This window comes from Enterobacter sp. 4974935, assembly GCF_058661735.1.
Genome location: NZ_JBZWGT010000003.1, coordinates 774,075 through 800,431, shown reverse-complemented (window position 1 = coordinate 800,431; position 26,357 = coordinate 774,075). Strand labels below are relative to the sequence as shown.

At 60.5% G+C, this 26,357-nt stretch carries 26 protein-coding genes; 12 read left to right on the top strand and 14 right to left on the bottom strand.

Annotated elements, in window-relative coordinates; translation table 11 throughout:
- Nucleotides 1-25: 25 nt before the first annotated feature.
- From gutM to gutQ, 3 genes are all read left to right on the top strand, one after another.
- Entirely contained in the window at nucleotides 26-385 is a 360-nt protein-coding gene (gutM, locus tag AC4OVS_RS05030) for a transcriptional regulator GutM (protein WP_155024366.1), read from the top strand.
- A gap of 63 nt (nucleotides 386-448) precedes the next feature.
- Complete coding sequence (srlR, locus tag AC4OVS_RS05025; RefSeq protein WP_015571676.1) at nucleotides 449-1,222, top strand: glucitol operon DNA-binding transcriptional repressor SrlR; 774 nt, start codon at nucleotides 449-451, stop codon at nucleotides 1,220-1,222.
- Nucleotides 1,215-2,180, top strand: a complete 966-nt coding sequence (gutQ, locus tag AC4OVS_RS05020; RefSeq protein WP_023298458.1) for an arabinose-5-phosphate isomerase GutQ — start codon at nucleotides 1,215-1,217, stop codon at nucleotides 2,178-2,180. The genes srlR and gutQ overlap by 8 nt, the downstream gene beginning before the upstream one ends.
- On the opposite strand, the gene norR is transcribed toward gutQ, so the two are convergent.
- A complete protein-coding gene (gene norR / locus AC4OVS_RS05015; protein ID WP_023298459.1) occupies nucleotides 2,177-3,691 on the bottom strand; it encodes a nitric oxide reductase transcriptional regulator NorR in 1,515 nt (504 codons plus the stop codon). The two genes, gutQ and norR, sit on opposite strands and share 4 nt — an antisense overlap.
- A gap of 187 nt (nucleotides 3,692-3,878) precedes the next feature.
- Here norR and norV point away from each other — a divergent pair, with 187 nt between their 5' ends.
- Both norV and norW read left to right on the top strand, forming a co-directional pair.
- Nucleotides 3,879-5,327 (top strand): anaerobic nitric oxide reductase flavorubredoxin, encoded by a 1,449-nt coding sequence (gene norV, locus AC4OVS_RS05010; protein WP_023298460.1) that lies wholly within the window; start codon nucleotides 3,879-3,881, stop codon nucleotides 5,325-5,327.
- Nucleotides 5,324-6,457, top strand: a complete 1,134-nt coding sequence (gene norW, locus AC4OVS_RS05005) for an NADH:flavorubredoxin reductase NorW (RefSeq protein ID WP_491922223.1) — start codon at nucleotides 5,324-5,326, stop codon at nucleotides 6,455-6,457. The genes norV and norW overlap by 4 nt, the downstream gene beginning before the upstream one ends.
- A 113-nt stretch (nucleotides 6,458-6,570) precedes the next feature.
- On the opposite strand, the gene AC4OVS_RS05000 is transcribed toward norW, so the two are convergent.
- From AC4OVS_RS05000 to AC4OVS_RS04985, 4 genes are all read right to left on the bottom strand, one after another.
- Nucleotides 6,571-7,593 (bottom strand): HoxN/HupN/NixA family nickel/cobalt transporter, encoded by a 1,023-nt coding sequence (locus tag AC4OVS_RS05000; RefSeq protein WP_022649154.1) that lies wholly within the window; start codon nucleotides 7,591-7,593, stop codon nucleotides 6,571-6,573.
- 1 nt (nucleotide 7,594) lies between these two features.
- On the bottom strand, nucleotides 7,595-9,811 hold the full coding sequence (gene hypF / locus AC4OVS_RS04995; RefSeq protein ID WP_491922222.1) for a carbamoyltransferase HypF: 2,217 nt from the start codon (nucleotides 9,809-9,811) through the stop codon (nucleotides 7,595-7,597).
- A 6-nt stretch (nucleotides 9,812-9,817) separates the two neighbouring features.
- On the bottom strand, nucleotides 9,818-10,363 hold the full coding sequence (gene hydN, locus AC4OVS_RS04990; protein ID WP_017382793.1) for an electron transport protein HydN: 546 nt from the start codon (nucleotides 10,361-10,363) through the stop codon (nucleotides 9,818-9,820).
- 133 nt (nucleotides 10,364-10,496) lie between these two features.
- Nucleotides 10,497-11,510 carry a LacI family DNA-binding transcriptional regulator gene (locus AC4OVS_RS04985; RefSeq protein WP_491922221.1) on the bottom strand — a complete coding sequence of 338 codons (1,014 nt, stop codon included), beginning with the start codon at nucleotides 11,508-11,510 and terminating at the stop codon, nucleotides 10,497-10,499.
- A 214-nt stretch (nucleotides 11,511-11,724) separates the two neighbouring features.
- On the opposite strand from AC4OVS_RS04985, the gene ascF reads away from it, so the two are divergent.
- Nucleotides 11,725-13,176 (top strand): PTS cellobiose/arbutin/salicin transporter subunit IIBC, encoded by a 1,452-nt coding sequence (gene ascF, locus AC4OVS_RS04980; RefSeq protein WP_491922220.1) that lies wholly within the window; start codon nucleotides 11,725-11,727, stop codon nucleotides 13,174-13,176.
- An 18-nt stretch (nucleotides 13,177-13,194) separates the two neighbouring features.
- Nucleotides 13,195-14,619: a 6-phospho-beta-glucosidase gene (locus AC4OVS_RS04975; RefSeq protein WP_491922219.1), complete on the top strand. Its 1,425-nt coding sequence runs from the start codon at nucleotides 13,195-13,197 to the stop codon at nucleotides 14,617-14,619.
- 59 nt (nucleotides 14,620-14,678) lie between these two features.
- Here the strand turns inward: AC4OVS_RS04975 and hycI are convergent, their stop codons facing one another.
- The 9 genes from hycI to hycA form a co-directional block, all read right to left on the bottom strand.
- Nucleotides 14,679-15,164 (bottom strand): hydrogenase maturation peptidase HycI, encoded by a 486-nt coding sequence (hycI, locus tag AC4OVS_RS04970; protein WP_022649159.1) that lies wholly within the window; start codon nucleotides 15,162-15,164, stop codon nucleotides 14,679-14,681.
- Nucleotides 15,157-15,567, bottom strand: a complete 411-nt coding sequence (locus AC4OVS_RS04965) for a formate hydrogenlyase maturation HycH family protein (protein ID WP_202761453.1) — start codon at nucleotides 15,565-15,567, stop codon at nucleotides 15,157-15,159. Before AC4OVS_RS04965 ends, hycI begins: the two co-directional genes overlap by 8 nt.
- On the bottom strand, nucleotides 15,564-16,331 hold the full coding sequence (locus tag AC4OVS_RS04960; protein ID WP_022649161.1) for an NADH-quinone oxidoreductase subunit B family protein: 768 nt from the start codon (nucleotides 16,329-16,331) through the stop codon (nucleotides 15,564-15,566). Before AC4OVS_RS04960 ends, AC4OVS_RS04965 begins: the two co-directional genes overlap by 4 nt.
- Entirely contained in the window at nucleotides 16,331-16,873 is a 543-nt protein-coding gene (locus AC4OVS_RS04955; protein ID WP_157506843.1) for a formate hydrogenlyase complex iron-sulfur subunit, read from the bottom strand. Before AC4OVS_RS04955 ends, AC4OVS_RS04960 begins: the two co-directional genes overlap by 1 nt.
- A 9-nt stretch (nucleotides 16,874-16,882) precedes the next feature.
- Nucleotides 16,883-18,592 carry a formate hydrogenlyase subunit HycE gene (hycE, locus tag AC4OVS_RS04950; RefSeq protein WP_022649163.1) on the bottom strand — a complete coding sequence of 570 codons (1,710 nt, stop codon included), beginning with the start codon at nucleotides 18,590-18,592 and terminating at the stop codon, nucleotides 16,883-16,885.
- 15 nt (nucleotides 18,593-18,607) lie between these two features.
- Entirely contained in the window at nucleotides 18,608-19,531 is a 924-nt protein-coding gene (locus AC4OVS_RS04945) for a respiratory chain complex I subunit 1 family protein (RefSeq protein ID WP_022649164.1), read from the bottom strand.
- A 1-nt stretch (nucleotide 19,532) separates the two neighbouring features.
- Nucleotides 19,533-21,347, bottom strand: coding sequence for a formate hydrogenlyase subunit 3 (gene hycC / locus AC4OVS_RS04940; protein WP_038416592.1), 1,815 nt, complete (start codon nucleotides 21,345-21,347; stop codon nucleotides 19,533-19,535).
- Nucleotides 21,344-21,952 carry a 4Fe-4S dicluster domain-containing protein gene (locus AC4OVS_RS04935; protein WP_022649166.1) on the bottom strand — a complete coding sequence of 203 codons (609 nt, stop codon included), beginning with the start codon at nucleotides 21,950-21,952 and terminating at the stop codon, nucleotides 21,344-21,346. Before AC4OVS_RS04935 ends, hycC begins: the two co-directional genes overlap by 4 nt.
- Before the next feature lie 73 nt (nucleotides 21,953-22,025).
- Nucleotides 22,026-22,490 carry a formate hydrogenlyase regulator HycA gene (hycA, locus tag AC4OVS_RS04930; RefSeq protein ID WP_022649167.1) on the bottom strand — a complete coding sequence of 155 codons (465 nt, stop codon included), beginning with the start codon at nucleotides 22,488-22,490 and terminating at the stop codon, nucleotides 22,026-22,028.
- A gap of 210 nt (nucleotides 22,491-22,700) precedes the next feature.
- Here hycA and hypA point away from each other — a divergent pair, with 210 nt between their 5' ends.
- Genes hypA through hypE form a run of 5 tightly spaced genes read left to right on the top strand, consistent with a single transcriptional unit; the run spans nucleotide 22,701 to nucleotide 26,313 of the window.
- Nucleotides 22,701-23,051, top strand: coding sequence for a hydrogenase maturation nickel metallochaperone HypA (gene hypA, locus AC4OVS_RS04925; protein WP_045308751.1), 351 nt, complete (start codon nucleotides 22,701-22,703; stop codon nucleotides 23,049-23,051).
- 3 nt (nucleotides 23,052-23,054) lie between these two features.
- Nucleotides 23,055-23,918 (top strand): hydrogenase nickel incorporation protein HypB, encoded by an 864-nt coding sequence (gene hypB, locus AC4OVS_RS04920; protein ID WP_032625971.1) that lies wholly within the window; start codon nucleotides 23,055-23,057, stop codon nucleotides 23,916-23,918.
- Nucleotides 23,909-24,181, top strand: coding sequence for a HypC/HybG/HupF family hydrogenase formation chaperone (locus AC4OVS_RS04915; protein WP_045308750.1), 273 nt, complete (start codon nucleotides 23,909-23,911; stop codon nucleotides 24,179-24,181). Before hypB ends, AC4OVS_RS04915 begins: the two co-directional genes overlap by 10 nt.
- A gap of 3 nt (nucleotides 24,182-24,184) precedes the next feature.
- Nucleotides 24,185-25,306 (top strand): hydrogenase formation protein HypD, encoded by a 1,122-nt coding sequence (gene hypD / locus AC4OVS_RS04910; RefSeq protein ID WP_045308749.1) that lies wholly within the window; start codon nucleotides 24,185-24,187, stop codon nucleotides 25,304-25,306.
- Nucleotides 25,303-26,313, top strand: a complete 1,011-nt coding sequence (gene hypE / locus AC4OVS_RS04905; protein ID WP_150312472.1) for a hydrogenase expression/formation protein HypE — start codon at nucleotides 25,303-25,305, stop codon at nucleotides 26,311-26,313. Before hypD ends, hypE begins: the two co-directional genes overlap by 4 nt.
- Nucleotides 26,314-26,357 lie beyond the last annotated feature (44 nt).

Below are 26,357 nucleotides of genomic sequence, written 5' to 3'. Positions count from 1 at the left end.
AGAGGGAACAAAACAAGGAGTCGATATGGTAACCGCATTAATCACCTTCGCCGCCCTCGCCTGGTTCTGCCAGATGGCGTTTGGCGGCTGGCAAATCCATCAGTTTAACCGCGCCTTTGACGCCCTGTGCCAGAAAGGCCGCGTGGGCGTCGGGCGTTCCGGCGGACGCTTCAAACCGCGGGTTGTCGTCGCTGTTGCGCTGGATGAAAACAATAAGGTCTGCGATTCCCTCATCATGCGCGGCATGACCGTCTTTGCCCGCCCGGTGAAAATCCAGGCGATCAACGGCATTTTGCTGCATGAATTACAACCTGATGTGATCTTCCCCCATGATTCACTCTGTCAGAATGCACTATCATTAGCGCTTAATCTGAAACATGGATAATTTCGTTGTGAAAGTTATAAACTTGCGGAATTATCATTTCGCAACGTAAGGAACGAAGCGCCTATGAAACCACGTCAGCGGCAGGCGGCCATACTTGAGCATCTGCAAAAGCAGGGAAAGTGCTCGGTAGAGGATCTGGCCCACTACTTTGACACCACCGGCACGACAATACGCAAGGACCTGGTGTTGCTCGAAAACTCCGGCGCCGTCATTCGTACCTACGGCGGCGTGGTGCTCAATAAAGACGAAGCCGACCCGCCTATCGATCACAAGACGCTGATTAATACGCACCAGAAAGCGCTGATTGCCGAAGCCGCGGTCAAATTTATCCAGGACGGCGATTCCATCATCCTCGACGCTGGCAGTACCGTCCTGCAGATGATCCCGCTGCTCAGCCGCTTTAATAACATCACCGTGATGACCAACAGCCTGCACATCGTCAATGCCCTGTCAGAGTTCGACAGCGAGCAGACCATCCTGATGCCCGGTGGCACCTTCCGTAAAAAATCCGCGTCGTTTCACGGGCAGCTGGCGGAGAATGCCTTCGACCACTTCAGCTTCGATAAGCTGTTTATGGGCACGGACGGCATCGACCTCAACGCGGGCGTGACCACCTTCAACGAGGTGTTCAGCGTCAGCAAAGCGATGTGCAACGCCGCGCGGGAAGTGATTTTGATGGCGGACTCGTCGAAGTTTGGCCGTAAAAGCCCCAACATTGTCTGTAGCCTTGAAAGCGTCGATAAGCTGATTACCGACGCAGGTATCGATCCGGCATTTAAAAAAGCGCTGGAAGCGAAGGGCATCGACGTGATCGTAACCGGAGAGAAAAATGAGTGATTTTCTGTTAAACGCAGGCCGCCAGACTCTGCTGCTGGAGCTACAGGAAGCCAGCCGCCTGCCGGAGCGTCTGGGTGAGGATTTTGTTCGTGCAGCCAACACCATTATCCACTGCGAGGGCAAAGTGATCGTGGCGGGTATCGGTAAATCCGGTCATATCGGCAAGAAGATTGCCGCGACGCTTGCCAGCACCGGCACACCGGCGTTCTTCGTGCATCCTGCCGAAGCGCTGCACGGCGATCTGGGGATGATCGAAAGCCGCGACGTGATGCTGTTTATCTCCTACTCCGGTTCAGCCAAAGAGCTGGATCTCATCATCCCTCGCCTGCAAGAAAAATCGGTGGCCCTGTTAGCGATGACCGGCAAATCCCGTTCGCCGCTGGCGCTGGCCGCGAAAGCAACGCTGGATATTTCCGTTGAGCGCGAAGCCTGCCCGATGCACCTGGCACCGACCTCCAGCACCGTCAACACGCTGATGATGGGCGACGCGCTGGCGATGGCGGTGATGCAGGCGCGCGGCTTTAACGAAGAGGATTTCGCCCGTTCCCATCCTGCTGGCGCGCTTGGGGCACGTCTGCTCAACAAGGTTCACCATCTGATGCGCACGGACGATGCCATTCCTCAGGTCAAACTCGACACCAGCGTGATGGACGCCATGCTGGAGCTGAGCCGCACCGGGCTGGGGCTGGTTGCGGTATGCGACAACGACCGCCAGGTGAAGGGCGTCTTCACCGACGGCGACCTGCGCCGCTGGCTGGTGGGCGGCGGCAAGCTGGAGGCGCGGGTATCCGAAGCAATGACCCGGGGCGGGCTGACGCTGAATGCCGACAGCCGCGCCATTGAAGCCAAAGAGGTGCTGATGAAGCGCAAAATCACCGCTGCGCCGGTGGTGGACGAGCACGGCAGGCTGTGCGGCGCGATCAACCTGCAAGACTTCTACCAGGCGGGGATTATTTAACCCTTAAGCCCCAGACGTTTCGCCAGCCTGTGAAGGTTGGCGACGTCCATCTCCAGCGCCCGCGCGCATGCCGCCCAGCTGCGGTTATTCTGCTCCAGGGCGCGGGTGATCATCTGACGCTGGAACGCATCCGTCGCCTCGCGCAGGTTTTCGTTCACGCTCTCAGGTATCACTGGCTTCACGGACGGCGTCGTTTCCTCATGCAGCGCGAAATGGCGCGCATGAATAACCACTTCATCCCCCGAACGCGTAGCCCGCGCCAGCACCACCGCGCGGTGAATCGCATGTTCCAGTTCACGCACGTTACCCGGCCAGCCGTAGCTCAGCAGGTGCGTCCTCGCGCCGGGGCTTAGCACCACGCGGGAAAGCCCCATTTTGAGCCGACACTGTTCGCAGAAAAAGCCCGCCAGCAGCACCACATCATCGCCCCGCTCGCGCAGCGGCGGCACCGTGAGCGGGAACACGCTCAGACGGTGGAACAGATCGGCGCGGAAATTGCCCGCCAGCACCTCTTCGCGCAGATCGCGGTTCGTCGCCGCCAGCACGCGCACATCCACGCGTAAGCTGCGATCGTCACCCACGCGTTGAATATCGCCATACTGCAACACCCGCAGCAGTTTGGCCTGGAGCGAAAGGGAGAGTTCGCCAATTTCATCGAGGAACAGCGTGCCGTTATCAGCCATTTCGAACTTGCCGCTGCGGTTGCTGATCGCCCCGGTAAAGGCTCCTTTGACGTGTCCGAACAGCTCGCTTTCCGCCACGCTTTCCGGCAGCGCCGCGCAGTTGAGATACACCAGCGGGTTCACCGCACGGGGCGAGGCTTCGTGGATCGCTTTCGCCACCAGCTCTTTACCGGTGCCGGTCTCCCCGAAGATCAGCACGTTCAAATCAGACGCGGCGACAATCTCAATCTCTTTTTTAAGCTGCGCCATGCCCGGCGAAAGGCCAATCATTTCGGTGTGCGCCACCTGCTCAAACGCCGTCGGGCTACCCGGAAGAATATTCTGGCTCTCCAGCTGTTCTATCAGCAGGGCGTTGTTCAGCGCCCCGGCCGCCAGCGCGGCAATCAGCCGTAGCTCTTCGTCGCTGAAGGTATCGAACTGATCCGGCGACATGCCGTCGAGGGTTAACGCGCCAATCAGGTTCTGCCCGGCAAACAGCGGCAGGCCGATACAGGCGTGAACCTTCAGGCTCTCCTGGCCGGGGATCAGGCCGTCGTACGGATCGGGCAGATCGCTGTCTGCCGGGAAACGCACCACGTCACCCGCACGGGCGATGGTTTCCAGACGCGGGTGGCCCTCCAGGGTAAAGCGCCGCCCGAGTACGTCCTTCGCCAGACCGTCGATAGCCAGTGGAATAAACTGCCGCCCTTCGTAACGCAGCAGCGCCGAGGCATCGCAATCCAGCACGTGGCGCAACGTGGAGATCAGCCGTTGAAAGCGGTCCTGATGACCAATACCGGTTTGCAGTTCTATGGCGATCTTCGCCAGCACATCTACGGAAAAGCTCATCGCTGCCTCACTGTCATTTTGACAACACATAGTGTCATATTGACAATTTTTAAGATAGTCAAAATGACTACCCATTAGGGAGAATCAAAACACAAATATATTATTTTCAATAAGTTAAAAAACTGGCACGCAACTTGATATATGACAGTCATCTTATTTGAAAACGCCGTATTAAGTTGAGGTTGCTATGTCTATTCTGGTTAAAAATAACATTCATTGGGTGGGTCAACGTGACTGGGAAGTACGTGATTTTCACGGGACGGAATACAAAACGCTGCGCGGCAGCAGCTACAACAGCTACCTCATTCGCGAAGGTAAAAACGTTCTGATCGATACCGTCGATCACAAATTCAGCCGCGAGTTCGTGCAGAACCTGCGCAGCGAAATCGATCTGAATGACATCGACTACATCATCATCAACCACGCGGAAGAGGATCACGCCGGGGCGCTGACCGAGCTGATGTCCCTCATTCCGGATACCCCGATCTACTGCACCACCAACGCCATTGACTCCATCAACGGTCACCACCACCATCCGGAGTGGAACTTCCACACCGTAAAAACCGGCGACACGCTGGATATCGGCAACGGCAAACAGCTGATCTTCGTGGAAACCCCAATGCTGCACTGGCCGGACAGCATGATGACCTACATGACCGGTGACGCGGTGCTGTTCAGCAACGACGCCTTCGGCCAGCACTACTGCGACGAACGTCTGTTCAACGACGAAGTGGATCAGACCGAGCTGTTCGAACAGTGCCAGCGCTACTACGCCAACATCCTGACGCCGTTCAGCCGTCTGGTCACGCCAAAAATCACCGAGATCCTCGGCTTCAACCTGCCGGTGGATATGATTGCCACCTCCCACGGCGTGGTATGGCGTGAAAATCCAACCCAGATCGTCGAGCTGTACCTGAAGTGGGCGGCGGACTATCAGGAAGACCGCATTACGATCTTCTACGACACCATGTCCAACAACACCCGCATGATGGCGGACGCCATTGCCCAGGGCATCAACGAAGTGGACCCGAACGTGGCAGTGAAAATCTTCAACGTGGCGCGCAGCGATAAGAATGAGGTATTGACCAACGTCTTCCGCTCCAAAGGCGTGCTGGTGGGTACCTCCACCATGAATAACGTGATGATGCCGAAAATTGCCGGACTGGTGGAAGAGATGACCGGCCTGCGCTTCCGTAACAAACGCGCCAGCGCCTTTGGTTCACACGGCTGGAGCGGCGGCGCGGTAGACCGTCTCTCCACCCGTTTACAGGATGCCGGTTTTGAGATGTCCCTGAGCCTGAAGGCGAAATGGCGTCCGGATCTCGACGCGCTGGAAATCTGTCGCCAGCACGGTCGCGACATTGCCCGCCAGTGGGCGCTTGCGCCGCTGCCGGAAACCGCACCCGCCGCGGCTGCTGCGCCGGAAGCCGTAGCAGAAGCCGCTCCTGCCGCTGCCGACCTCGGCCCCTGCATGCAGTGCAGCGTCTGCCAGTGGATTTACGATCCTGAGCTGGGCGAGCCGTTGCAGGATGTCGCGCCGGGTACACCGTGGAGCGAGGTGCCGGACAACTTCCTCTGCCCGGAATGTTCCCTCGGAAAAGACGTCTTTGATGAACTGGCAACGGAGGCAAAATGAGCCACGGCATCGTCATTATCGGCTCGGGCTTTGCCGCCCGCCAGCTGGTGAAAAATATCCGCAAACAGGATGCTAACGTGCCGTTGACGGTGATCGCCGCCGACAGCATGGATGAGTACAACAAGCCTGATTTAAGCCACGTCATTAGCCAAAATCAGCGCGCCGACGATCTCACCCGCCAGACGGCGGGGGAGTTTGCAGAACAATTTAATCTGCGTCTGTTTCCGTACACCTGGGTCACCGATATCGACGCCGACGCCCACGTGGTGAACGCGAAAGATAAAACCTGGCAGTACGACAAGCTGGTGCTGGCGACGGGGGCATCGGCGTTTGTGCCGCCGGTTGAGGGCCGCGAGCTGATGGTCACGCTCAACAGTCAGCAGGAGTATCAGGCCAGCGAGACCCTGTTACGCGACGCCACACGGGTGATGATTGTCGGCGGCGGGCTGATTGGCACCGAGCTGGCGATGGACTTCTGCCGGGCGGGAAAATCCGTCACCCTGGTTGACCACGCGGCCAGCATTCTGTCAGCGCTAATGCCGGCAGAAGTAAGCAGTCGCTTACAGCATCGTTTGACCGACATGGGCGTGCATCTGCTGCTGAAATCGCAGTTGCAGAGCCTGAGCAAAACCGAAACCGGCATTTGTGCGACGCTCGACCGCACCCGCAGGGTGGAAGTGGATGTGGTTATTGCGGCGACGGGGCTGCGCCCGGAAACCGCGCTGGCGCACCGCGCAGGCGCAGAGATCAATCGCGGCGTGAAGGTAGACAGCTACCTGCAAACCACCCAGCCGGACATTTTTGCCCTGGGCGACTGCGCGGAAATTAACGGCCAGGTGCTGCCGTTCCTGCAACCGATTCAGTTAAGCGCCATGTTCCTGGCGAAAAACCTGCTCGGCGGCAACGCCCCGGTGAAATTACCCGCCATGCTGGTGAAGGTAAAAACGCCGGAACTACCGCTGCATCTCGCAGGTGAAACGCAGCGTCAGGATCTGAACTGGGAGATTGCCCTTTCGCCTCAGGGCATGGTGGCGCGCGGCACCGATACTGTCGGTCAGATGCGCGCCTTTGTGGTCAGCGAAGACAGAATGAAGGAGGCCTTTGCACTGCTGAAATCGTTACCTGCTTAACCCTCGTCATGCCGGGTGGCGCTCCGCTTACCCGGCCTACTTAACACCATAACGGCAAACCTTGTAGGCCCGCGCAAGCGTAGCGCCGCCGGGCAAAAACAGGGCTGCGTGGTTCAGGACCGCACCACCAGCGCGTCATAACCGCGCCAACGGTAATTCGCCATCGAGATCAGCCAGCAGGCGACAAACAGCCCGACCACCACAAACCCGGCGTCGCCCAGGTTATCGTTCACCGCGCCAATCAGATCCCACACGCCGCCGCTGAGGGAGAACTTGTCCATCAGCAGACCCAGCGCTTCCAGCCCGCCGATAAACAGCGCCACCACCACCGAAGTGCCGGTGATGGTCATGTTGTAGTACAGCTTGCGCTGTGGCTTGTTAAACGCCCAGCCGTAGGCACCCACCATCAGCAGGTTATCGAGCGTATCCACCAGCGCCATGCCGCTGGCGAAGAGCGCCGGGAAGATCATGATCGACCACACCGACATCCCGCTGGAGGCGCTGGCGGCGGAGATCCCCAGTACGCCGATTTCGGTGGCCGTGTCAAAGCCGAGGCCAAACAGGAAGCCCACCAGATACATCTGCCAGCTTTTATTGACGAGGCGGAAGGTTTTGCCGAACAGCCAGTTCATGACGCCACCCTGGGCAGGCAGCGTGATGTCGCCCTGCACGGGCCTGCCGTGTTTCAGTGCCTGAAAACTGCGCCAGACGCCGCGCAGGATCACCATATTCACCAGCGCCATCGCCAGCAGGAAGGTGGCGGAGACGGCGGTGCCAATCAGGCTGCCGGTTTCGTGGAACCATTCCATATTTTTCTGAAACGCCGTGGCGGTGGCGGCGATGGCAATGGAGGCCAGCACCACGATGGTGGAGTGTCCGAGGGAAAACCATGCGCCCACGCCGGACGGGCGCTTGCCCTGCTGCATCATCTTACGCGTCACGGTATCAATCGCGGCGATATGGTCGGCATCCACCGCATGACGCAGTCCGTAACACCAGGCCAGCAGGCTGGCCGCCATCAGCGCCGTACTGCCGCTAAAGGTGTGCCACGCCAGCCCCCAGGCCAGCAGGTTAGCCATCACCAGAGCCAGCAGCAGGCACGCTGCACGAGGTTCATTGCGTAAAAGTCGTAACATTTTAAATCCTTTGTGAACATGATCGGGCGGCAGCAACCACCGCCTGCCCGAAGGAGATCGCTCCGTCGCCTGCGGGCAGGCGCGAAGGAAAAAGAAGCGTGAAATCAGAAAGGTAATGACGAAGGCGCGCGCGTAGCAGGCGGTTGTGAAGGACACCTCCGCTGAAGCACACCGTAGAGAGCGACCGTCGGCGGGCATGCGTTGCCGCCAGTTCGCTCAGCCCTTTTGCCAGCGCATCATGAAAGGCCCAGGCGCGCTCGCCGGGCTCCGCCCGCCAGGCCAGCCACTGCTGCCAGAACAGCGCAAGGTTATCCGTCTTGAGCGTCACCGGATGATCAACCCCTGCACAGCGTTCAGCCAGCGCCTCCAGCCGGCACGCGGCTTCGCCCTCATAGCGTTGCGTTTCAATGCCCAGCGCACAGGCCACGGCGTCGAACAGACGACCACAGGAGGAGGCCCGCGGCGCATTGATACCGCGCGTCACGGCCGCTGCCAGCAGCGGCCAGTTCTCACGCTGTACGGCATCGGTTTCCGGGTACTGCTGCCAGTCAGGTACGAACGCCAGACAGTGGGCGAGCAAATTGCGCCACGGCTGTTTTGCCGCCAGATCGCCCCCCGGCAACGCAACGGCTGGCAGACCGCCCAGCCGTTCGCAGTCGCGATAGTTCACCCGCAGGCACTCGCCGCCCCACATCGCGCCATTCTCACCCATACCGATCCCATCCAGCGTCAGGGCAATAACATCCCCGCCGTCGAGCGGCCAGCCATTCTCCGCCAGACACGCTGCTGCATGCGCATGATGATGCAGCACGGTCTCAACGGGCAGCGCCTGCGCCCGGGCCCACTGTCGGGCGTGATATCCCGGATGGGCATCGCACACCACGCGCTCTGGCTGGAAGGCGTAGATGTCCTGCATCGTCGAGAGCGCACTGCGCCACTGCGCCTCTATGCCCTCGTCGCTCAGATCGCCAAAATGCTGGCTCAGCACCGCCTGGTTGCCACGCACCAGGCAGAAGGTATTTTTCATCTCCGCGCCGGTGCATAACATGGGCGGGATGTCGCGGAATCCGGCGGGCAATGTGATGGCATCCGGCACAAAACCGCGTGCGCGACGCAGCATCGTGCCCTCCCGATCCATTACTGAATCATCCATCCGTTGAAGAATATCGCGGTTGTGCAGCAGGAAGCCGTCAGCGACGTCACTGAGTTCTTCCAGCGCCTGCTGGTTGCTTATGGCGGGTGGATGGCCGCTGAGGTTGCCGGAGGTCATCACCAGCGGGCGCTGGCAGTCCAACATCAGCAAATGCTGGAGCGGGTTCGCAGGCAACATCACGCCAATTGTATTCAGCCCCGGCGCAATCTCCTCAGGAAACGCAGGAAGGCAGGCTTTTGGCGTCAGCACAATCGGCGCAGCGGGTGAACGTAACAGCGTCTGGATGGCCTCCGGCAGATCGTTCGCATGCGGGATCATCACTGCCAGCGGCTTGGTCGGGCGCTGCTTGCGTGCCCGCAATTTCCGAATCGCCTGTGGGTTAAGCGCGTCGCAGACCAGGTGAAATCCGCCCAGCCCTTTGACCGCCACAATCCCGCCGTTTTTCAATCTCTCCACCGCCGCGCTTAACGCCGATTCGCGGGTGGCAGCAGCATCCCCGGCTTGCCACTCCAGCTGCGGTCCGCAGTCCGGGCAGGCCACCGGCTGGGCGTGAAAACGCCGGTCAGCCGGGTTGCGGTACTCCGTTTCACAGGGCACACAGAGCGGGAAAGGCGCCATTGACGTGGCCGGGCGGTCATAGGGCATGGCGCGGATAATGGTAAACCGCGGTCCGCAGTGGGTGCAGTTGATAAACGGGTAGCGATAACGGCGCTCGCGCGGATCGCGCATCTCCGCCAGGCATGCGGGACAGGTAGCGGCATCCGGGACGATTTGCGTGTCCATCGCCCCGCTCTCGCTGTGGCGGATGACAAACTCGTCCGGCAGCGTATTCCAGCTGTACGGCTGCGTTTCAACGCGATCGATGCGCGCCAGCGGTGGGCAGTCCTGGCGCAGTCTCGCGGTAAAGTCACCCCCACTACCCGCGAGACGCACCAGGACACCCTCTCCGTCGTTGCACACGTCGCCCGCCAGCCCCAGCTGGTGTGCAAGCTGCCAGACGAAGGGACGAAATCCTACCCCCTGCACCTTGCCGCGCACCCGAAGCTGTACGCCGTTAACGCGCATTGCAGCTTAAAACAGCAGCGATGACGAGGTGTCGAACGCCGCACGGCGGCGTTTTTCGGCACTCATCTGTTCGAGCTTGTCGCGATCGACGCAGACCAGCGCATGCGTCGGACAGGCTTCCATACACGCCGGACCGGCGTCGCGGTGGTAGCAGAGGTCACATTTATTGGCTTCGGCTTTCTCCGCGCGCACGCTGAGCCCGATACCGCTGTTGCGCACCACCGGGCGAACGACCACCTCCATCGCGCCATACGGACACGCCACCACACAGGTTTTGCACCCGATGCAGCGCTCCTGCATCACATGCACGAAGCCTTTCTCGCGCTTAATCGCCCCGTTCGGACAGACGTTGGCGCACGGCGCGTCTTCGCACTGGCGACAGATAGCGGCGGTGGAAATATTCACGCCTTTAATGACGTGGATGCGCGGCAGGAAGGTGTCGGGGGTCAGGGAGGCGCAATCCTGCTCCGCCTGATGGGACACCACGCACGCCACTTCACAGGTACGGCAACCAATGCATTTGCTGGCATCGGCCATAATAAAACGGTTCATCTGCTTCTCCGGCATAACTGTTATGCGCGAAGCTATTCATAAACCGTGCCAATATTTAATACATTGATTTTAAAGCGAAATAAAAAAGAAGAGGATCTGTCATCGTCATTTGTGACGATGACAGATGTCGACGTCAGCGATGCGGGCCGTCAATGACGGAGTTGCGCAGGATAAGCTCGCCGGAAAAAGTTTGCTGAGGCTTAAACTCACCGCCGTCGAGCATGAAGATCAGGCGGCTGATAGTCTCCTGGATCATCTCCGTTACCGGAATACGCACGCTGGAGAGGGACGGCACGATATAGGGCGCGATTGCCACGTCGTCAAAGCCGATGACGGACACCGCGCCCGGCGTGGCGACGCCGCTCTCGTGCAACTGCCTGATGGCGCCAATCGCCATATCGTCGTTACTCGCCACCAGCGCGGTAAACGTTTCGCCGCGGGTGAGCAGCTGAGAGACCGCCGCCGCGCCGCTGGCCGGGCTCCACTTCCCTTCGGCGATCAGCGCGTCACGCAGGGCAATGCCGTGCTGCGCCAGCGCGTCCTTGTAGCCGGAAAGACGCTCCACGCCGGTGGGGGAATCCAGCGAACCGGTGATAAACGCAATCTCCCGGTGGCCTTTCGCGATCAACTGCGATACTGCGTCCTGACACGACGCTTTATGATCGGACCAGACGCTGTGGCTGCTGTTTTTCCGCAAACGGCGGTTGAGCACCATAATCGGCTGCTCGCATTTCTCAATAATTTGGTCCAGCGCTTCCACGCTCAGGAAACGCGGGTAGATGATTACCGCGTCGCAGCGCATGTCGAGCAGATACTGGATCGCCTCGCGCTCCTCTTCGGCGCTGTGCTTGCCGTCCGCCAGGATCAGCTGACGCCCCTTCTCTTCCGTCATCCGCGCGGCGTTAAACAGCAGCTCGCTAAAGTAGACCCCATGGTACAGGGTGTTTGTCACCACCAGCCCCAGGGTCTGGGTGCGTTTGGTCGCCAGGTTTCGCGCCAGCAGATTGGGGCGATACCCGCTCTCTTCGATGGCCTGAAACACGCGGTCTTTCGTCTCCTGGCTGACGTAACCGTTCCCCGACAGCACCCGGGAGACCGTCGCTTTCGACACGCCTGCCCGCTTCGCCACTTCCAGCATCGTGGTCATAGTGTTATTCCATTCAAATCTGATGAGCCGCAGTGTACTTCACCGCAGAAAAATTGTCGCAGCGGCGTTATCACGCTTTTTACGGCCACGAGTGATCGTCATCACGAAACGAAAAAATGCATAAAAAGTGGTCTTGTTTCATTAAAAGAAACTCATGATGATTATGTGAAACCGGTTTCCTACACTTCTCACAACGATAACAGGATCACATCCGATGGCAAAAAATTACGCTGCGCTGGCAAATGACGTGGTTAGCGCGCTGGGCGGTAAAGAGAACATCGTCGCCGTCACCCACTGCATGACGCGCCTGCGCTTCGTTCTGAAAGACGAAAGCCTTACCGACGCCGCGCGTCTGAAAAGCATCAGCGGCGTGCTCGGCGTGGTGCGCAACGACAATCAGTGCCAGGTGATCATCGGCAACACCGTGTCCCAGGCATACCGTGAAGTGGTGAGCCTGCTGCCCGCCAACCTGCAACCTGCCGTAGCGGAAGGTCCACAGAAGCTTACGCTGCGCCGGATTGGCGCCGGGATCCTCGACGCGCTGATCGGCACCATGTCTCCGCTGATCCCGGCGATCATCGGCGGGTCGATGGTCAAGCTGCTGGCGATGATCCTTGAGATGACCGGCGTGCTGGGCAAAGGTGACCCGACGCTGACGATCCTGACCGTTATCGGCGATGGCGCGTTCTTCTTCCTGCCGCTGATGGTGGCGGCTTCCGCAGCGGTGAAGTTCAAAACCAACATGTCCCTGGCGATAGCCATTGCGGGCGTACTGGTTCACCCGAGCTTTATCGAGCTGATGGCGAAAGCGGCGCAGGGCGAGCATGTAGAATTTGCCTTAATTCCGGTGACGGCGGTGAAATACACCTATACCGTTATCCCGGCCCTGGTGATGACCTGGTGCCTGTCGTATATCGAACGCTGGGTGGATCGCATCACCCCGGCGGTGACCAAAAACTTCCTCAAGCCGATGCTGATCGTGCTGATTGCCGCCCCGCTCGCCATCGTACTGATTGGCCCGCTCGGGATCTGGATCGGTAGCGCCATCTCCGCGCTGGTCTACACCATTCACGGCTATCTGGGCTGGCTCTCCGTTGCCATTATGGGCGCGCTGTGGCCGCTGCTGGTGATGACCGGGATGCACCGCGTGTTTACGCCGACCATCATCCAGACCATTGCCGAAACGGGCAAAGAAGGGATGGTGATGCCGTCGGAAATCGGCGCCAACCTGTCGCTCGGCGGTTCGTCGCTGGCGGTGGCGTGGAAAACGAAAAACCCGGAGCTGCGCCAGACGGCGCTGGCGGCTGCGGCCTCCGCCATCATGGCGGGGATCTCTGAACCGGCGCTGTACGGCGTGGCGGTACGCCTGAAGCGTCCGCTGATTGCGAGCCTGATCAGCGGCTTTATCTGCGGCGCGGTGGCCGGCATGGCCGGTCTTGCCAGCCACTCCATGGCAGCGCCGGGGCTGTTCACCAGCGTGCAGTTCTTCGACCCGGCCAACCCGATGACCATCGTCTGGGTGTTTGGTGTGATGGGTCTGGCGGTGGTGCTGTCGTTCGTGCTGACCCTGCTGTTAGGGTTTGAAGATATCCCGGTAGAAGACGAAGCCGAAAAAGCACGCGCCCTGCAAACCGCACCGGTACAGAACAAAACAGCAGAAGCATAAACTGAAAGCGAGGTAAGAATGTCTGTTTTTCCACAAGGATTTTTATGGGGCGGCGCGCTTGCCGCCAACCAGAGTGAAGGGGCTTACCGTGAAGGCGGCAAAGGACTGACAACGGTCGATATGATCCCCCACGGCGCAAACCGTCTGGCGGTAAAAGTCGGCAAGGAAAAACGGTTTTCGTTGCGTGACGACGAATTTTACCCGAGCCACGAGGCGATTGATTTTTACCATCGTTACAAAGAAGACATTGCCCTGATGGCGGAGATGGGCTTTACGGTGTTCCGCACCTCGATTGCCTGGAGCCGCCTCTACCCGAACGGCGACGAACCGTTGCCAAATCGGGAGGGCATTGCCTTCTACCGCGCGGTGTTCGAGGAGTGCAAAAAGTACAACATCGAGCCGCTGGTGACGCTCTGCCATTTCGACGTGCCGATGCACCTGGTGACGGAGTACGGCTCCTGGCGCAACCGTAAGATGGTGGATTTCTTCGCCCGCTACGCCCGCACCTGCTTCGAGGCGTTTAACGGGCTGGTGAAATACTGGCTGACCTTCAACGAAATCAACATTATGCTGCACAGCCCGTTCTCCGGCGCGGGGCTGGTGTTTGAGGAAGGGGAAAACGAAGACCAGGTGAAATACCAGGCCGCGCACCACGAGCTGGTGGCGAGCGCGCTGGCGACCAAAATCGCCCACGAGGTGAACCCGGAAAACCAGGTCGGCTGCATGCTGGCGGGCGGCAATTTTTACCCCTACTCGTGCAAGCCGGAAGACGTGTGGATGGCACTGGAGAAAGATCGCGAGAACCTGTTCTTTATCGACGTGCAGGCGCGCGGCAGCTATCCGGCCTACTCCGCCCGCGTGTTCCGCGAGAAAGGGGTGGTGATTGTGAAAGACCCCGGCGACGACGACCTGCTGAAAAACACCGTCGACTTTGTCTCGTTCAGTTATTACGCCTCGCGCTGCGCGTCGGCGGATATGAACGCGGGCAACACCAGCGCGGCGAACATCGTGAAGTCCCTGCACAACCCGCATATTCAGGTGAGCGAGTGGGGCTGGGGCATCGACCCGCTCGGGCTGCGCATCACCATGAACATGATGTATGACCGCTACCAGAAGCCGCTGTTCCTGGTGGAAAACGGCCTCGGGGCGAAGGACGTCATTGATGAAAACGGCGAGATCAACGACGACTACCGCATCAGCTACCTGCGCGAGCATATCCGTGCGATGGGTGACGCGATTGAGGACGGCGTCCCGCTGATGGGCTACACCACCTGGGGCTGCATTGACCTGGTCTCGGCCTCAACCGGGGAGATGAGTAAGCGCTACGGGTTTGTCTACGTCGACCGCGACGACGCCGGGAACGGCACGCTGGACCGCAAGCGCAAGAAATCGTTCTGGTGGTATAAGAAGGTGATTGCGAGTAACGGGGCGGATCTGGAGTAGCCTGTTTTGCCGGGTGGCGGCGTTGCCTTACCCGGCCTACAAACTGCTCGATGCGGTTTTCACCCTCTCCCCTCTGGGGAGAGGGCCGGGGTGAGGGGCTGAAATCCCCCGTCCCCAACCCACCCGGCAAGCCGTGAATACACCACGTCCACCGCCTCTTTCACCGGCGGCGTCATCGGATAATAAAACCCGACGATGTCCGGCTGAATGCCCAGAAACAGCACCTCACCCACGTCGTCTTTAATCTGATCCACCAGGTAGTTCAGCGGCATGTTGTGGGTGGTCATCATAAACATCTCGGCGATGTCGTCCGGGTCAATCAGGCGGATCTCGCCGGGGTTGAGCCCCATATCGGTGGCATCGACGATTAACAACCTGTCCGGGCGCAGCTCGCGAATGGCCACCACGTCGTTTTCCGGCGCGCTGCCGCCGTCAATCACCACCCAGTTGCCCGGCGGGTTCGCGGCGCACATCTCCGCCAGCAGCGGGCCCGCGCCGTCGTCGCCCATCATGCTGTTGCCGACACACAGTAAAACGTCAGTCACGTAATCTCCTCACCATCAGGTAGATGGCGCTCTCCTGATGAATATCGTGCAGCATGCCGAGCAGCGTTTTGCTCCACGCCTGCTGCTCTGGGGTTTGCCTGCCGAGCGCCGCGTCAAAGGCGTTGGCGAGCATCGCAATGTGGTTGGCGTCGATAACGATCTCGCCGTACTTCGGCACGCCCTCCATTTTGCGCCGCGCCGTGCTGCCCTCCTCCAGCGTGGCGATCCACGCCAGGTACTCGGGCCACGGGCAGCTTAGCGCCGTTTCAAGGCAGTCGATCACCCCGAGGTGGTGCCCAATCGCCAGGCTGTAATAGACCACCTGCTGCGCCGCATCCGGCGTGGCATCGTTCTCATCAATAAACTTACGGCTCAGCTGGCTGAACACCACCGTTTCACTCATCGGATACGCGCCTCATCCACAATACTGTTCAGGTTTGCCACGATCTCATTGAGACGCGGATCGTTCTCGGCCTCCAGCCAGCGCGCCACCTGATGGTCGCCCTGGCTCAGCAGGCGCAGATAATCGTCGGCAATCTGACGGCCATAGCGGTAACCCGCCAGCCTGCGCGCCGTGCGGTCGATCTTCACCCGCAGCGGCTGCACCATATCCGGGTGCAGGAGAGTGGCTGGCTGGTTGTCCAGCTCGCCCGGCTCGCGGGCGTGGATCTTCTGCTCCAGCAGGCCGAGCGCCATGGCAAAACCGTACAGCGTGGCGGCGGGCGTCGGCGGGCAGCCCGGAATGTAGACGTCCACCGGCACGATTTTGTCGGTGCCGCCCCAGACGCAGTAAAGATCGTGGAAGATGCCGCCGCTGTTGCCGCAGGCGCCGTAGGAGATGCAGATTTTCGGATCCGGCGCAGACTGCCAGGCGCGCAGCGCAGGCGAGCGCATCGCGCGGGTGACCGCGCCGGTGAACAGCAGGATATCCGCGTGGCGCGGGGACGGCACCACTTTGATGCCGAAGCGTTCGGCGTCAAACAGCGGCGACAGGGTGGCGAAGATTTCGATCTCACAGCCGTTGCAGCCGCCGCAGTCCACGCGATAGACGTAGGCCGAGCGTTTGATTTTTTTCAGCAGCGACGCCTTCATGCTGGCGATGGACTCCTCCACCGTCAGCGGTACCGGAATGCCGTTAGCGTCGCGCGGGCCGAGTAAGTTTTCCATCAGCTGGCCTCTCTCATATGACGGGTTAAATCGATGCGGTCAGACGGCAGCAGGCATTTCTGACGTTTGCACTCCGGGCAGGTTTCGAAGCTTTCACGGTGATGCTCCGCACGCACGTCGCCGTTGTGCTTCAGCAGCGCGATGGCGTAGTCGATCTCTTTTTGCACGGCGAACGGATGCTTGCAGACGCGGCAGTTGCACAGCGCAAAGCGCGACTGCTGGAGGAAATCCTCTTTTTTCCACACCGCCAGCTCGTACTCCTGAGACAGGCGAATGGCTACCGTCGGGCAGACCTCCTCGCAGCGGCCGCAGAAGATGCAGCGCCCGAGGTTAAATTGCCAGGCCAGCTCGCCGGTTTTCAGGTCCGTTTCCACCGTTAAGGCATTCGACGGGCAGGCGTTGACGCAGGCCGCGCAGCCGATGCACTGCTGCGGGTTGTGCTCCGGCTTGCCGCGAAAGTTTTTATCCACCGGCATCGGCTCCAGCGGATAACTGCTGGTCTGCGCGCCGGTTTTGATCACTTTTTTGATAAAGGTAAACATGACGAGTCCTTATTTCAGCGGCGAGTTCTTACGCTCGATGCTGTAGCGCTCAAGCTCTTTGTACGGCACCACCTGGCTTTTCTTCTTGCGTACGTCCACGACGGTCATGCGGTCGGTGCAGGAGTAGCACGGGTCGAGGCTGCCGATGATCAGCGGCGCGTCAGAGACGGTGTTACCGCGCAGCATGTAGCGCAGGGTTGGCCAGTTGGCGTAGGTCGCCGCACGGCAGCGCCAGCGGTAGAGCTTCTGGTTGTCGCCGGTCATGCTCCAGTGAATGTCATCCCCGCGCGGCGCTTCGGCGAATCCGAGGGCAAAGCGGTTTGGAATGTAGGTGAAGCCTTCCACCATCAGCGGGCCGCCCGGCAGGTTATCGAGGCCGTAGTCGATCATGTTCAGCGCAGTAAACACCTCGTTGATGCGCACCTTCAGGCGGGAGATGACGTCGCAGCCCTGCTCGCTGTGCACGGTCATCGGCAGCAGGCCGTAGCCGACGAACGGGTGATCGGCGCGGGTGTCGCGGGCGTGGCCGCTGGCGCGCACCATTGGACCGACGTTGCTGAAGTCGCGGGCGATTTCCGGGTCAAGACGACCAATCCCGACGGTGCGCTGCTCGATGTTGGGCGTGCTGAGCAGCATGTCCACCAGCTCCTGCACGTCGCGGCGCATCTGCTGCGCCAGCTGGCGGGTCTGGATCATGTCGTCTTTCAGCAGGTCGCGGCGGATCCCGCCGATCAGGTTCAGGCCGTAGGTTTTACGCGCCCCGGTGAGGATCTCCGCCATCTTCATTGATGCCTCACGCACGCGGAAGAACTGCATAAACCCGGAGTCAAAGCCGACGAAGTGGCAGGCCAGGCCGAGGTTCAGCAGGTGTGAGTGCAGGCGTTCCACCTCCAGCAGAATGGCGCGGATCATCTGCGCGCGTTCCGGCACCACGATCCCCATGCCGTTCTCCACCGAGGTGGTGTAGGCGGTGCTGTGGGCAAAGCCGCAGATGCCGCACACGCGGTCAGAAAGAAACGTGACTTCGTTGTAGCCCATGCGGGTCTCCGCCAGCTTCTCCATGCCGCGGTGGACGTAGAACAGGCGGTAGTCGGCGTCGATAATGTTTTCGCCGTCGACGAACAGGCGGAAGTGGCCCGGTTCGTCAGAGGTGACGTGCAGCGGGCCGATCGGCACCACATTATTCTTCTTGCTGCCCAGCTCGTTGATGAACTCGTAGGTTTCGCTGTCGGTTGTCGGGGCCGGACGCTGGCGGTAGTCCATGCTGTCCTTGCGCAGCGGATAGAGTTCATCCGGCCAGTCGTCCGGCAGCACCAGACGACGCTCGTCAGGCAGACCAACCGGCACCAGGCCGTACATGTCGCGCACTTCGCGCTCGCCCCAGACGGCGGCGGGTACGCGCGGCGTGACGGACGGGTACTCCGGCTTGTTCGGGTCAACTTCGACGCGCACGGTGAGCCAGCACTTCTCGCCCTGCTCCATCGACATCACGTAGTACACCGCATAGTTGCCGCACAGCTGACGCTCGTCGTTGCCGAACAGCACCGACAGCCAGCCGCCCTGCTGGTAGTAGAGAAACTCCACCACTTCCGGCAGATAGTTCACCTTAATGGTGACGGTTACCTGGTCTTTGGTTTGCCATGACTCCTCCAGCACCACGCCCGGGAAAGCCTGATGCAACGCGGCGAGATACTGCTGACCTTTCTTTTCTTCAGACATAAACACTCTCTTTAATCACGCCACCAGCAAGGAGACGAACGCTAAAAATGCAAAACCAAAACCAGCCCAGGTAATGCGTGACGTTTCGACAAAACGCAGGCGCGCCATGCTGTTTTCAAACAGGGCAATCACCAGCACGCCGATAAGCAGCTTGAGCGCAGCCACCACAACGGCCAGCAGCAGGCCGCCCGCAGAGAAGTGCGTCATCTGCCCCCACGGGAAGAAAACGCCGACGAACATCTGCAACACCACCAGCTGCTTGAGGCTGATGCCCCACTTCAGCACCGCAAAGCCGTAGCCGCTGTACTCGGTGAGTGGCCCCTCCTGCAATTCCTGCTCCGCTTCCGCGAGATCGAACGGCAGCTTGCCCATCTCGATAAAGGTGGCGAACGCGCAGGCGCAGAGCGCCAGCACCAGCGGGAGCGAACGTGAAACCGGCCAGTGGTAAACGGTGTCGGTGATGAAACTGATGTGGGTCGAGCCAGCAACCTGCGCGGCGACCCACAGCCCCAGCAGCAGAATTGGCTCAACCAGCACGCCGAGCATCGCCTCACGACTGGCGCCGATACCCGTAAACGGGCTGCCGGTGTCCAGGCCCGCAATCGCAAAGAAGAAACGCGCGATGGCGAAGAGGTAGATCAGCGTAATCAGATCGCCAAGCACGGGCAGCGGCGAGCCCACCGTCACTACCGGCAGCGCGGTGGCGATGGTCAGCATCACGCCGACCATCACGAACGGCGTCAGGCGGAACACCCAACCTGAGGCATCCGGCGCGACGCTCTGACGGGAGAGCAGCTTGAAGAGATCGCGGTACTCCTGGAGCACGCCAGGCCCGCGACGGTTGTGTAGCCGGGCGCGCGCCACGCGCGTGATGCCCGACAGCAGCGGCGCGGCGGCGAACAACACCAGCGCCTGAAGTATTGCCAGTAACAAACTCATGTCAGGCTCCTCGTGAAATGACAATCACCACCAGCACCGCCAGCTCGATCAGCGCCAGGCGACGGAACAGCACGGGCACGGCGGCACTCTGCCAGCCCGGCACCCAGCCCACCGGGTTCAGCCAGTGGCGCAGCTTCAGCACGGCGGCGAAGTTCTCCTTCACCGGCATGGCGAAACCGTGGGCGGTGATGACCATCGACTGCTCGTGTTCGTAGCCGCAGGCCCACGCCGCGCCGCGCGAGCGGGAGGCGAGACGGTCGCGTCTGAAGAACAGCATCAGCACGAACGGCAGGAGCGGCGCGGCAATCAGCAGCAGCGCCATCATCGGCTGGGACACGACGGTATGCGCCGTAGCCAGCGGCAGCGGAATGGCGTGGCCCAGAAGCGGCAGCAGCCACGGCGCGGCAACCCCACCTGCGATACAGCACAGCGCCAGCGCGACCACGCTGGTGGCCATCAGCACCGGGGCGCAACAGGCGTTTTCCGCTTCGCGGGTGCGCGGCGCACCCAGGAAGGTGACGCCGTAAACCTTTGCCATACACATCACCGCCAGTGCCCCGGTAATCGCCAGCCCAACCGCCAGCAGCGGGCCGAGCAGCCGCGCGATAAACGCGTCGCTCTGGCCGAGCGCGAAGAAGGACTGATAGATCACCCACTCCCCGGCAAAGCCGTTCAGCGGCGGCAGCGCGGCCATCGCCATCAGCCCGACCAGCATCGCCAGCGAAATGACGGGCATTTTTTTGCCAATCCCGCCGAGCTTTTCAATATCGCGGTGCCCGGTGCGAAACCAGACGCTGCCCGCGCCGAGGAACAGGGTGCTTTTAAACAGGCTGTGGTTGATAAGGTGATACAGACCGCCAATAAACCCGGCGGCAATCAGCGCCGGCTGGTTGAGCGCCAGCCCGCTGACACCCGCGCCCATGCCGAGCAGGATGATGCCGATATTCTCCAGAGTGTGGTACGCCAGCAGGCGCTGGATGTTATGCTCCATCAGGGCGTACAGCCCGCCGACAAATGCGGTGATCATCCCCGCAATCAGCAGCGCCACGCCCCACCACAGCGGCGGCTGGCCGCCCGTCAGGGTTATCGTCAGGATGCCGAACAGACCGACCTTCATCACCACGGTGGAGAACAGCGCGGCAGCCGGGGCCGAGGCATTGGCATGCGCCTGCGGCACCCAGCCGTGCAGCGGGATAATCCCGGCCAGCAGGCCAAAACCGACTACGCCCAACAGCCAGACGTCATTCCCCAGCGGCTGGCCGTTAAGCACGGCAAAGTCCAGCGTGCCGAAACGCTGCCACACCAGCCAGCAGGCCAGCGCCAGCAGCAGCGTGCCGAGTCGTCCGAGCGCAAACCACAGCTTGCCGGAGGCGCTGCATCCGGTCAGGAACACGCCGCACAGGGCCATGATTTCAGCCATCACCACCAGCGCGCCGAGGTTGCTGGCGACAACAGTGCAGACCGCGGCGGCCATCAACAGGTTGACCAGCAGGCCGTTGGCGTTGGTATGCTGATGGCGGTGCCAGTCGATATTAAACAGGCTGATAAACAGCCCACACAGACCAAAGGTGACCAGCCAGATGGCATTTAGCGGCGTAAGCTCAACGGCGTGGTGAATCAGCGGGATGAGGGTGTCGACGGATTGGCCGTCGATCAGGACAACGCCGCCCGCCGCCAGCGTCATCAGGCTGCCGACCGCCCCGCCGATACCGGCGATCCAGCCGCTCAGCGTTTTATGGAAGGAGAGGAGCAGCGCCAGGACAGCGGCGGCGGCAAACCAGGCCACGCCGCTGGTCATCATAACTATCGCGTTCATTTCGCCCCCTCGTTAAGCGCCCGCAGCAGCGAAAGATCGCCGACGTCAGTATTGATGGTCAGCTCGCGCTTGCGTTTGCTGGTGCGGGCGATGTCGCGAATATTAACCAGAATTAACGCTTTGGTCGGACAGGTGCGCACGCAGGCCGGACCTTGTTCATCGAAGCTGCACAGGTCGCACTTCACCGCGACGGCGCGAATGCCCGGCACCCAGTCCAGCAGCGTGCTCACGCGTGCCGGAGCCGGTGGCGCAGGCGGCGCTTTCGGGGTGTTGGCATTCGCCGGAATATGCAGCGGACGGCTGCCGGAAAACTCAATGGCGCCAAACGGACAGGCGATGCCGCACAGCTTGCAGCTCACGCACAGGCTTTCGTTCAGCTGTACCGCGCCGTCAACGCGGGTGATGGCATTGACGGGACAGACGCCCGCGCATGGCGCGTCTTCACAGTGGTGACAGAGCTGCGGGGCAGACTCTTTCTCATTACGCATGACGCGCAGGCGCGGCATGGACTGTAGCCCGTGCAGGCGGTGCGTTTCCGAGCACGCCGCCTCACAGGTTCGACAGCCAATACAGACCGTCGAGTCAGCAATTACAAAACGGTTCACCGGGTCATCCTCTGGTGATGGTCATTTTTGACGAAAAAAAACTGTCTTATCGACACTTCTCGACACTCGCTTTTCAGGCCACGTTCGCGGAGGATTTTCCGTCGATCAGCTGTTTCAGGTTGATCGGCTGATCGTGCTCAACGGCAGCGTAGAGGCCGTTATAAACCGGCGCGATTTTCTCCAGATAGTGCTCCAGCACCTGCTGGCGATCGCGGGTGCTGACGTGACCGTCCACCATGCCGTCGGCCATCAGTTGGGCTTTCGCAATACACTGTTTTTCACCCTCTTTTGTCTCAACGTAATACTCAATGGTGTGGCTGTTGAAGCTCTCCGCCAGGGTGACAAAAATCGTGAAGTGTCCAAACAACACAAAGCGCATATCCCCCTGCGCCGCGCAGCTCATGGCATGGTGCAGACGGGCTTTTGACAGGGTGATCCCCTGAATCAGAGAGTTGCAGTAGAGGTGCCACTGATCCTGAAGCTGCTGATGACGTTGCGCGATGTAATCCGCTTTTTCGCTAATTTCCCAAATAGTCATAAAAGGTATCCGGTTAATGGAGTTAGCGGCTGTTAAGCAGATTTCGTGCCAATTTTTAATTTATTGATTTAAATGGATTTTAAAGAGATGCGCACTGTCACCGCCGCGGTGTCGACGTGTCATTTCGACAGCGTTGACATCGTCACGCCGTAACGCAAAACAAGCTGGCACTGTTATTGCATTAAAGGGGCAATTCATTAAGGAGGCGTCATGCACGAAATCACCCTCTGCCAGCGGGCACTGGAACTTATCGAACAGCAGGCTGTGCAGAACCATGCGAAGCGCGTGACCGGCGTCTGGCTGAAGGTCGGGGCGTTTTCCTGCGTCGAGACCAGCGCCCTCACCTTCTGTTTTGAGCTGGTGTGCCGCGGCACGCTGGCGGAGGGTTGCGCACTGTATATCGAGGAGCAGCAGGCGGAGTGCTGGTGCGAGCAGTGTCAGCAGTACGTCACGCTGCTGTCATCGAAGGTACAGCGCTGTCCGCAGTGCCAGAGCAGCGGGCTGCGCATCGTGGCGGATGACGGTATGCAGATCCAACGCCTCGAAATCGAGAAGGAGTAATGTATGTGTAGTACCTGCGGTTGCGCTGAAGGCAACCTGTATATAGAAGGGGATGAACACCGTCCCCACTCCGCGTTTCGCTCCGCACCCTTTTCTCCTGCCCCGCGTCCTGCGGCGGCACTGACCGGCATCACCTTTGCGCCGCAGCGTTCAGACGCGGGCGACCTGCATTACGGCCACGGCGAAGCAGGCACCCACGCGCCGGGCATCAGCCAGCGCGAGATGCTGGAGGTGGAGATCAATGTGCTGGACAAAAATAACCAGCTCGCCGCTCGCAATCGCGCCCGCTTTGCCGCCCGTCAACAGCTGGTACTGAACCTGGTCTCCAGCCCCGGCTCCGGTAAAACCACCCTGCTGACCGAAACCCTCAAACGACTGAATAAACGTGTCTCCTGCGCCGTTATCGAAGGCGATCAGCAAACGGTAAACGACGCGGCGCGCATCCGCGAAACCGGTACGCCCGCGATTCAGGTCAACACCGGCAAGGGCTGCCACCTGGATGCGCAGATGATTGCCGACGCCGCCCCGCGCCTGCCGCTGGCGGATAACGGCATCCTGTTTATTGAAAACGTCGGCAACCTGGTCTGCCCGGCAAGCTTCGACCTTGGCGAGCGGCATAAAGTGGCGGTGCTCTCCGTGACCGAAGGGGAAGACAAGCCGCTGAAGTATCCACATATGTTTGCCGCCGCCTCCCTCATGCTGCTGAACAAAGTCGACCTGCTGCCGTACCTGAATTTCGACGTGGATAAGTGCCTGGCTTACGCCCGGGAAGTGAACCCGGACATTGAGATCCTGCTGGTTTCCGCCACGCGCGGCGACGGGATGGACGCCTGGCTGAACTGGCTGGAGAGCGAACGATGTGCATAGGCGTCCCCGGACAAATTCATTCGATCGACGGCAATCAGGCCAAAGTGGAGATCTGCGGCATCCTGCGCGATGTCGATCTGACGCTGGTGGGCAGCCACGATGAGACCGGCGCAACGCGTCTCGGCCAGTGGGTGCTGGTCCACGTGGGGTTTGCCATGAGCGTGATTAATGAGGAAGAAGCCCGTGACACGCTGGACGCGCTACAGAATATGTTCGACGTTGAGCCGGACGTGGGTGCCCTGCTGTATGGTGAGGAACGATAACACATGCGTTACGTTGATGAATATCGCGCGCCTGAGCAGGTGTTGCAGCTTATCGATCGCCTGAAAACCCGCGCGTCCCTGCTGGACTACACGAAAGAAAAACCGCTGCGGATCATGGAGGTGTGCGGCGGACACACCCACGCCATCTTTAAATTTGGCCTCGACCAGCTGCTGCCGGAGAACATCGAATTTATCCACGGCCCCGGCTGCCCGGTGTGCGTGCTGCCCATGGGGCGCATCGACAGCTGTCTCGACATCGCCAGCCGCCCCGGTGTGATTTTTTGCACCTTTGGCGACGCCATGCGCGTACCGGGAAAAAATGGCTCGCTGCTCCAGGCGAAGGCGCGCGGCGCGGACGTGCGGATCGTCTACTCACCGATGGATGCCCTGACGCTGGCAGAGGCTAATCCTGAGCGTAAGGTGGTCTTTTTCGGGCTGGGTTTTGAAACCACCATGCCCGCCACCGCTATCACTCTCCAGCAGGCGAAAGCCCGCAACGTCACTAACTTTTACTTTTTCTGCCAGCACATCACGCTTATTCCCACGCTGCGTAGCCTGCTTGAAGCGCCGGACAACGGCATCGACGCCTTCCTGGCACCAGGACACGTCAGCATGGTGATCGGCACAGAAGCCTACGGTTTTATCGCTGAACAGTACAATCGTCCGTTAGTGGTGGCTGGTTTCGAGCCACTTGATCTACTGCAAGGCGTGACCATGCTGGTTGAGCAGAAAATAGCGGCCCTGAGTGTGGTGGAAAATCAGTATCGCCGCGTGGTGCCCGATGCAGGTAACAGACGGGCACAGCAGGCGATAGCCGACGTGTTTAGCGTCGAAGGCGACAGCGAGTGGCGCGGACTGGGGCTGATTGCCGAATCCGGCGTACACCTGACGCCCGCGTATCGCGCCTTCGATGCCGAAGCGCATTTCCGCCCGCAGCCGCAGAAGGTGTGCGACGATCCCCGCGCCCGCTGTGGCGACGTACTCACCGGCAAATGCAAACCTCATCACTGCCCGTTATTTGGCAACGCCTGTAACCCGCAAACCGCGTTTGGCGCGCTGATGGTCTCTTCCGAAGGGGCATGCGCCGCGTGGTATCACTATCGCAACCAGGAGTGTGAAGCATGAACACGGTGGAAATGGCGCACGGAAGCGGTGGACAGGCGATGCAGCAGTTGATTAACAGGCTGTTCATGGAAGCCTTTAACAACCCCTGGCTCGCCGAGCAGGAAGATCAGGCGCGTATTGACCTCGCGGCCCTGACCGCCCACGGCGACAGGCTGGCGTTCTCTACCGACAGCTACGTGATTGACCCGCTGTTCTTCCCGGGCGGCGATATCGGCAAGCTCGCCGTCTGCGGCACGGCAAACGACGTGGCCGTCAGCGGCGCGATCCCCCGCTACCTCTCCTGCGGGTTTATCCTCGAAGAAGGGTTACCCATGGAGACGCTCACGGCGGTGGTCAACAGCATGGCGCACACCGCCCGCGAGGCGGGGATCGCCATCGTGACCGGGGATACCAAGGTGGTGCAGCGCGGCGCGGCGGATAAGCTCTTCATTAACACCGCCGGAATGGGGGCGATCCCCGCCGACATTCACTGGGGCGCGCAGCAGCTTTGTGCAGGCGACGTGCTGATTGTCAGCGGCACGCTGGGCTGCCACGGGGCAACCATCCTGAACCTGCGCGAAGGCTTAGGGCTGGATGGCGAGCTGCACAGTGACTGCGCGGTACTCACGCCGCTGATCCAGACGCTGCGCGACATGCCGGGTGTAAAAGCCCTGCGCGACGCCACGCGAGGCGGCGTGAATGCCGTGGTACACGAATTTGCCGCAAGCAGCGGCTGCGGAATTGAACTGACCGAGCGCGGCCTGCCCGTTAAGCCTGCTGTACGCGGGCTGTGCGAGCTATTAGGGCTAGACCCGCTTAACTTTGCCAACGAAGGCAAGCTGGTGATCGGCGTGGAACGCACGGTGGCGGAAGCCGTACTTGAACAACTGCGCGCACATCCCTTAGGGAAAGACGCGGCCATCATCGGCGACGTGGTTGAGCGCAAAGGGGTGCGCCTGACCGGGCTTTACGGCGTGAAGCGCACGCTGGATCTGCCGCACGCTGAACCGTTACCCCGAATTTGCTAGACCGCGCCAAAAGCGGTCAGCGCTGAATGTCTCTTTTTTGCCAG

Bases quoted from the DNA above. Each gene is read 5' to 3' on its own strand.
- AC4OVS_RS04985 (WP_491922221.1), bottom strand. From the start codon at position 11,510: ATGACCACGATGCTGGAAGTGGCGAAGCGGGCAGGCGTGTCGAAAGCG.
- hydN (WP_017382793.1), bottom strand. From the start codon at position 10,363: ATGAACCGTTTTATTATGGCCGATGCCAGCAAATGCATTGGTTGCCGT.
- gutQ (WP_023298458.1), top strand. From the start codon at position 1,215: ATGAGTGATTTTCTGTTAAACGCAGGCCGCCAGACTCTGCTGCTGGAG.
- AC4OVS_RS04965 (WP_202761453.1), bottom strand. From the start codon at position 15,567: ATGAGTGAAACGGTGGTGTTCAGCCAGCTGAGCCGTAAGTTTATTGAT.
- AC4OVS_RS04975 (WP_491922219.1), top strand. From the start codon at position 13,195: ATGTCTGTTTTTCCACAAGGATTTTTATGGGGCGGCGCGCTTGCCGCC.
- hypB (WP_032625971.1), top strand. From the start codon at position 23,055: ATGTGTAGTACCTGCGGTTGCGCTGAAGGCAACCTGTATATAGAAGGG.
- hypE (WP_150312472.1), top strand. From the start codon at position 25,303: ATGAACACGGTGGAAATGGCGCACGGAAGCGGTGGACAGGCGATGCAG.
- norR (WP_023298459.1), bottom strand. From the start codon at position 3,691: ATGAGCTTTTCCGTAGATGTGCTGGCGAAGATCGCCATAGAACTGCAA.
- AC4OVS_RS05000 (WP_022649154.1), bottom strand. From the start codon at position 7,593: ATGTTACGACTTTTACGCAATGAACCTCGTGCAGCGTGCCTGCTGCTG.
- AC4OVS_RS04960 (WP_022649161.1), bottom strand. From the start codon at position 16,331: ATGGAAAACTTACTCGGCCCGCGCGACGCTAACGGCATTCCGGTACCG.
- AC4OVS_RS04955 (WP_157506843.1), bottom strand. From the start codon at position 16,873: ATGTTTACCTTTATCAAAAAAGTGATCAAAACCGGCGCGCAGACCAGC.
- hypD (WP_045308749.1), top strand. From the start codon at position 24,185: ATGCGTTACGTTGATGAATATCGCGCGCCTGAGCAGGTGTTGCAGCTT.
- hycE (WP_022649163.1), bottom strand. From the start codon at position 18,592: ATGTCTGAAGAAAAGAAAGGTCAGCAGTATCTCGCCGCGTTGCATCAG.
- gutM (WP_155024366.1), top strand. From the start codon at position 26: ATGGTAACCGCATTAATCACCTTCGCCGCCCTCGCCTGGTTCTGCCAG.
- srlR (WP_015571676.1), top strand. From the start codon at position 449: ATGAAACCACGTCAGCGGCAGGCGGCCATACTTGAGCATCTGCAAAAG.
- hypA (WP_045308751.1), top strand. From the start codon at position 22,701: ATGCACGAAATCACCCTCTGCCAGCGGGCACTGGAACTTATCGAACAG.
- norW (WP_491922223.1), top strand. From the start codon at position 5,324: ATGAGCCACGGCATCGTCATTATCGGCTCGGGCTTTGCCGCCCGCCAG.
- ascF (WP_491922220.1), top strand. From the start codon at position 11,725: ATGGCAAAAAATTACGCTGCGCTGGCAAATGACGTGGTTAGCGCGCTG.
- hypF (WP_491922222.1), bottom strand. From the start codon at position 9,811: ATGCGCGTTAACGGCGTACAGCTTCGGGTGCGCGGCAAGGTGCAGGGG.
- hycA (WP_022649167.1), bottom strand. From the start codon at position 22,490: ATGACTATTTGGGAAATTAGCGAAAAAGCGGATTACATCGCGCAACGT.
- AC4OVS_RS04915 (WP_045308750.1), top strand. From the start codon at position 23,909: ATGTGCATAGGCGTCCCCGGACAAATTCATTCGATCGACGGCAATCAG.
- AC4OVS_RS04945 (WP_022649164.1), bottom strand. From the start codon at position 19,531: ATGAGTTTGTTACTGGCAATACTTCAGGCGCTGGTGTTGTTCGCCGCC.
- hycC (WP_038416592.1), bottom strand. From the start codon at position 21,347: ATGAACGCGATAGTTATGATGACCAGCGGCGTGGCCTGGTTTGCCGCC.
- norV (WP_023298460.1), top strand. From the start codon at position 3,879: ATGTCTATTCTGGTTAAAAATAACATTCATTGGGTGGGTCAACGTGAC.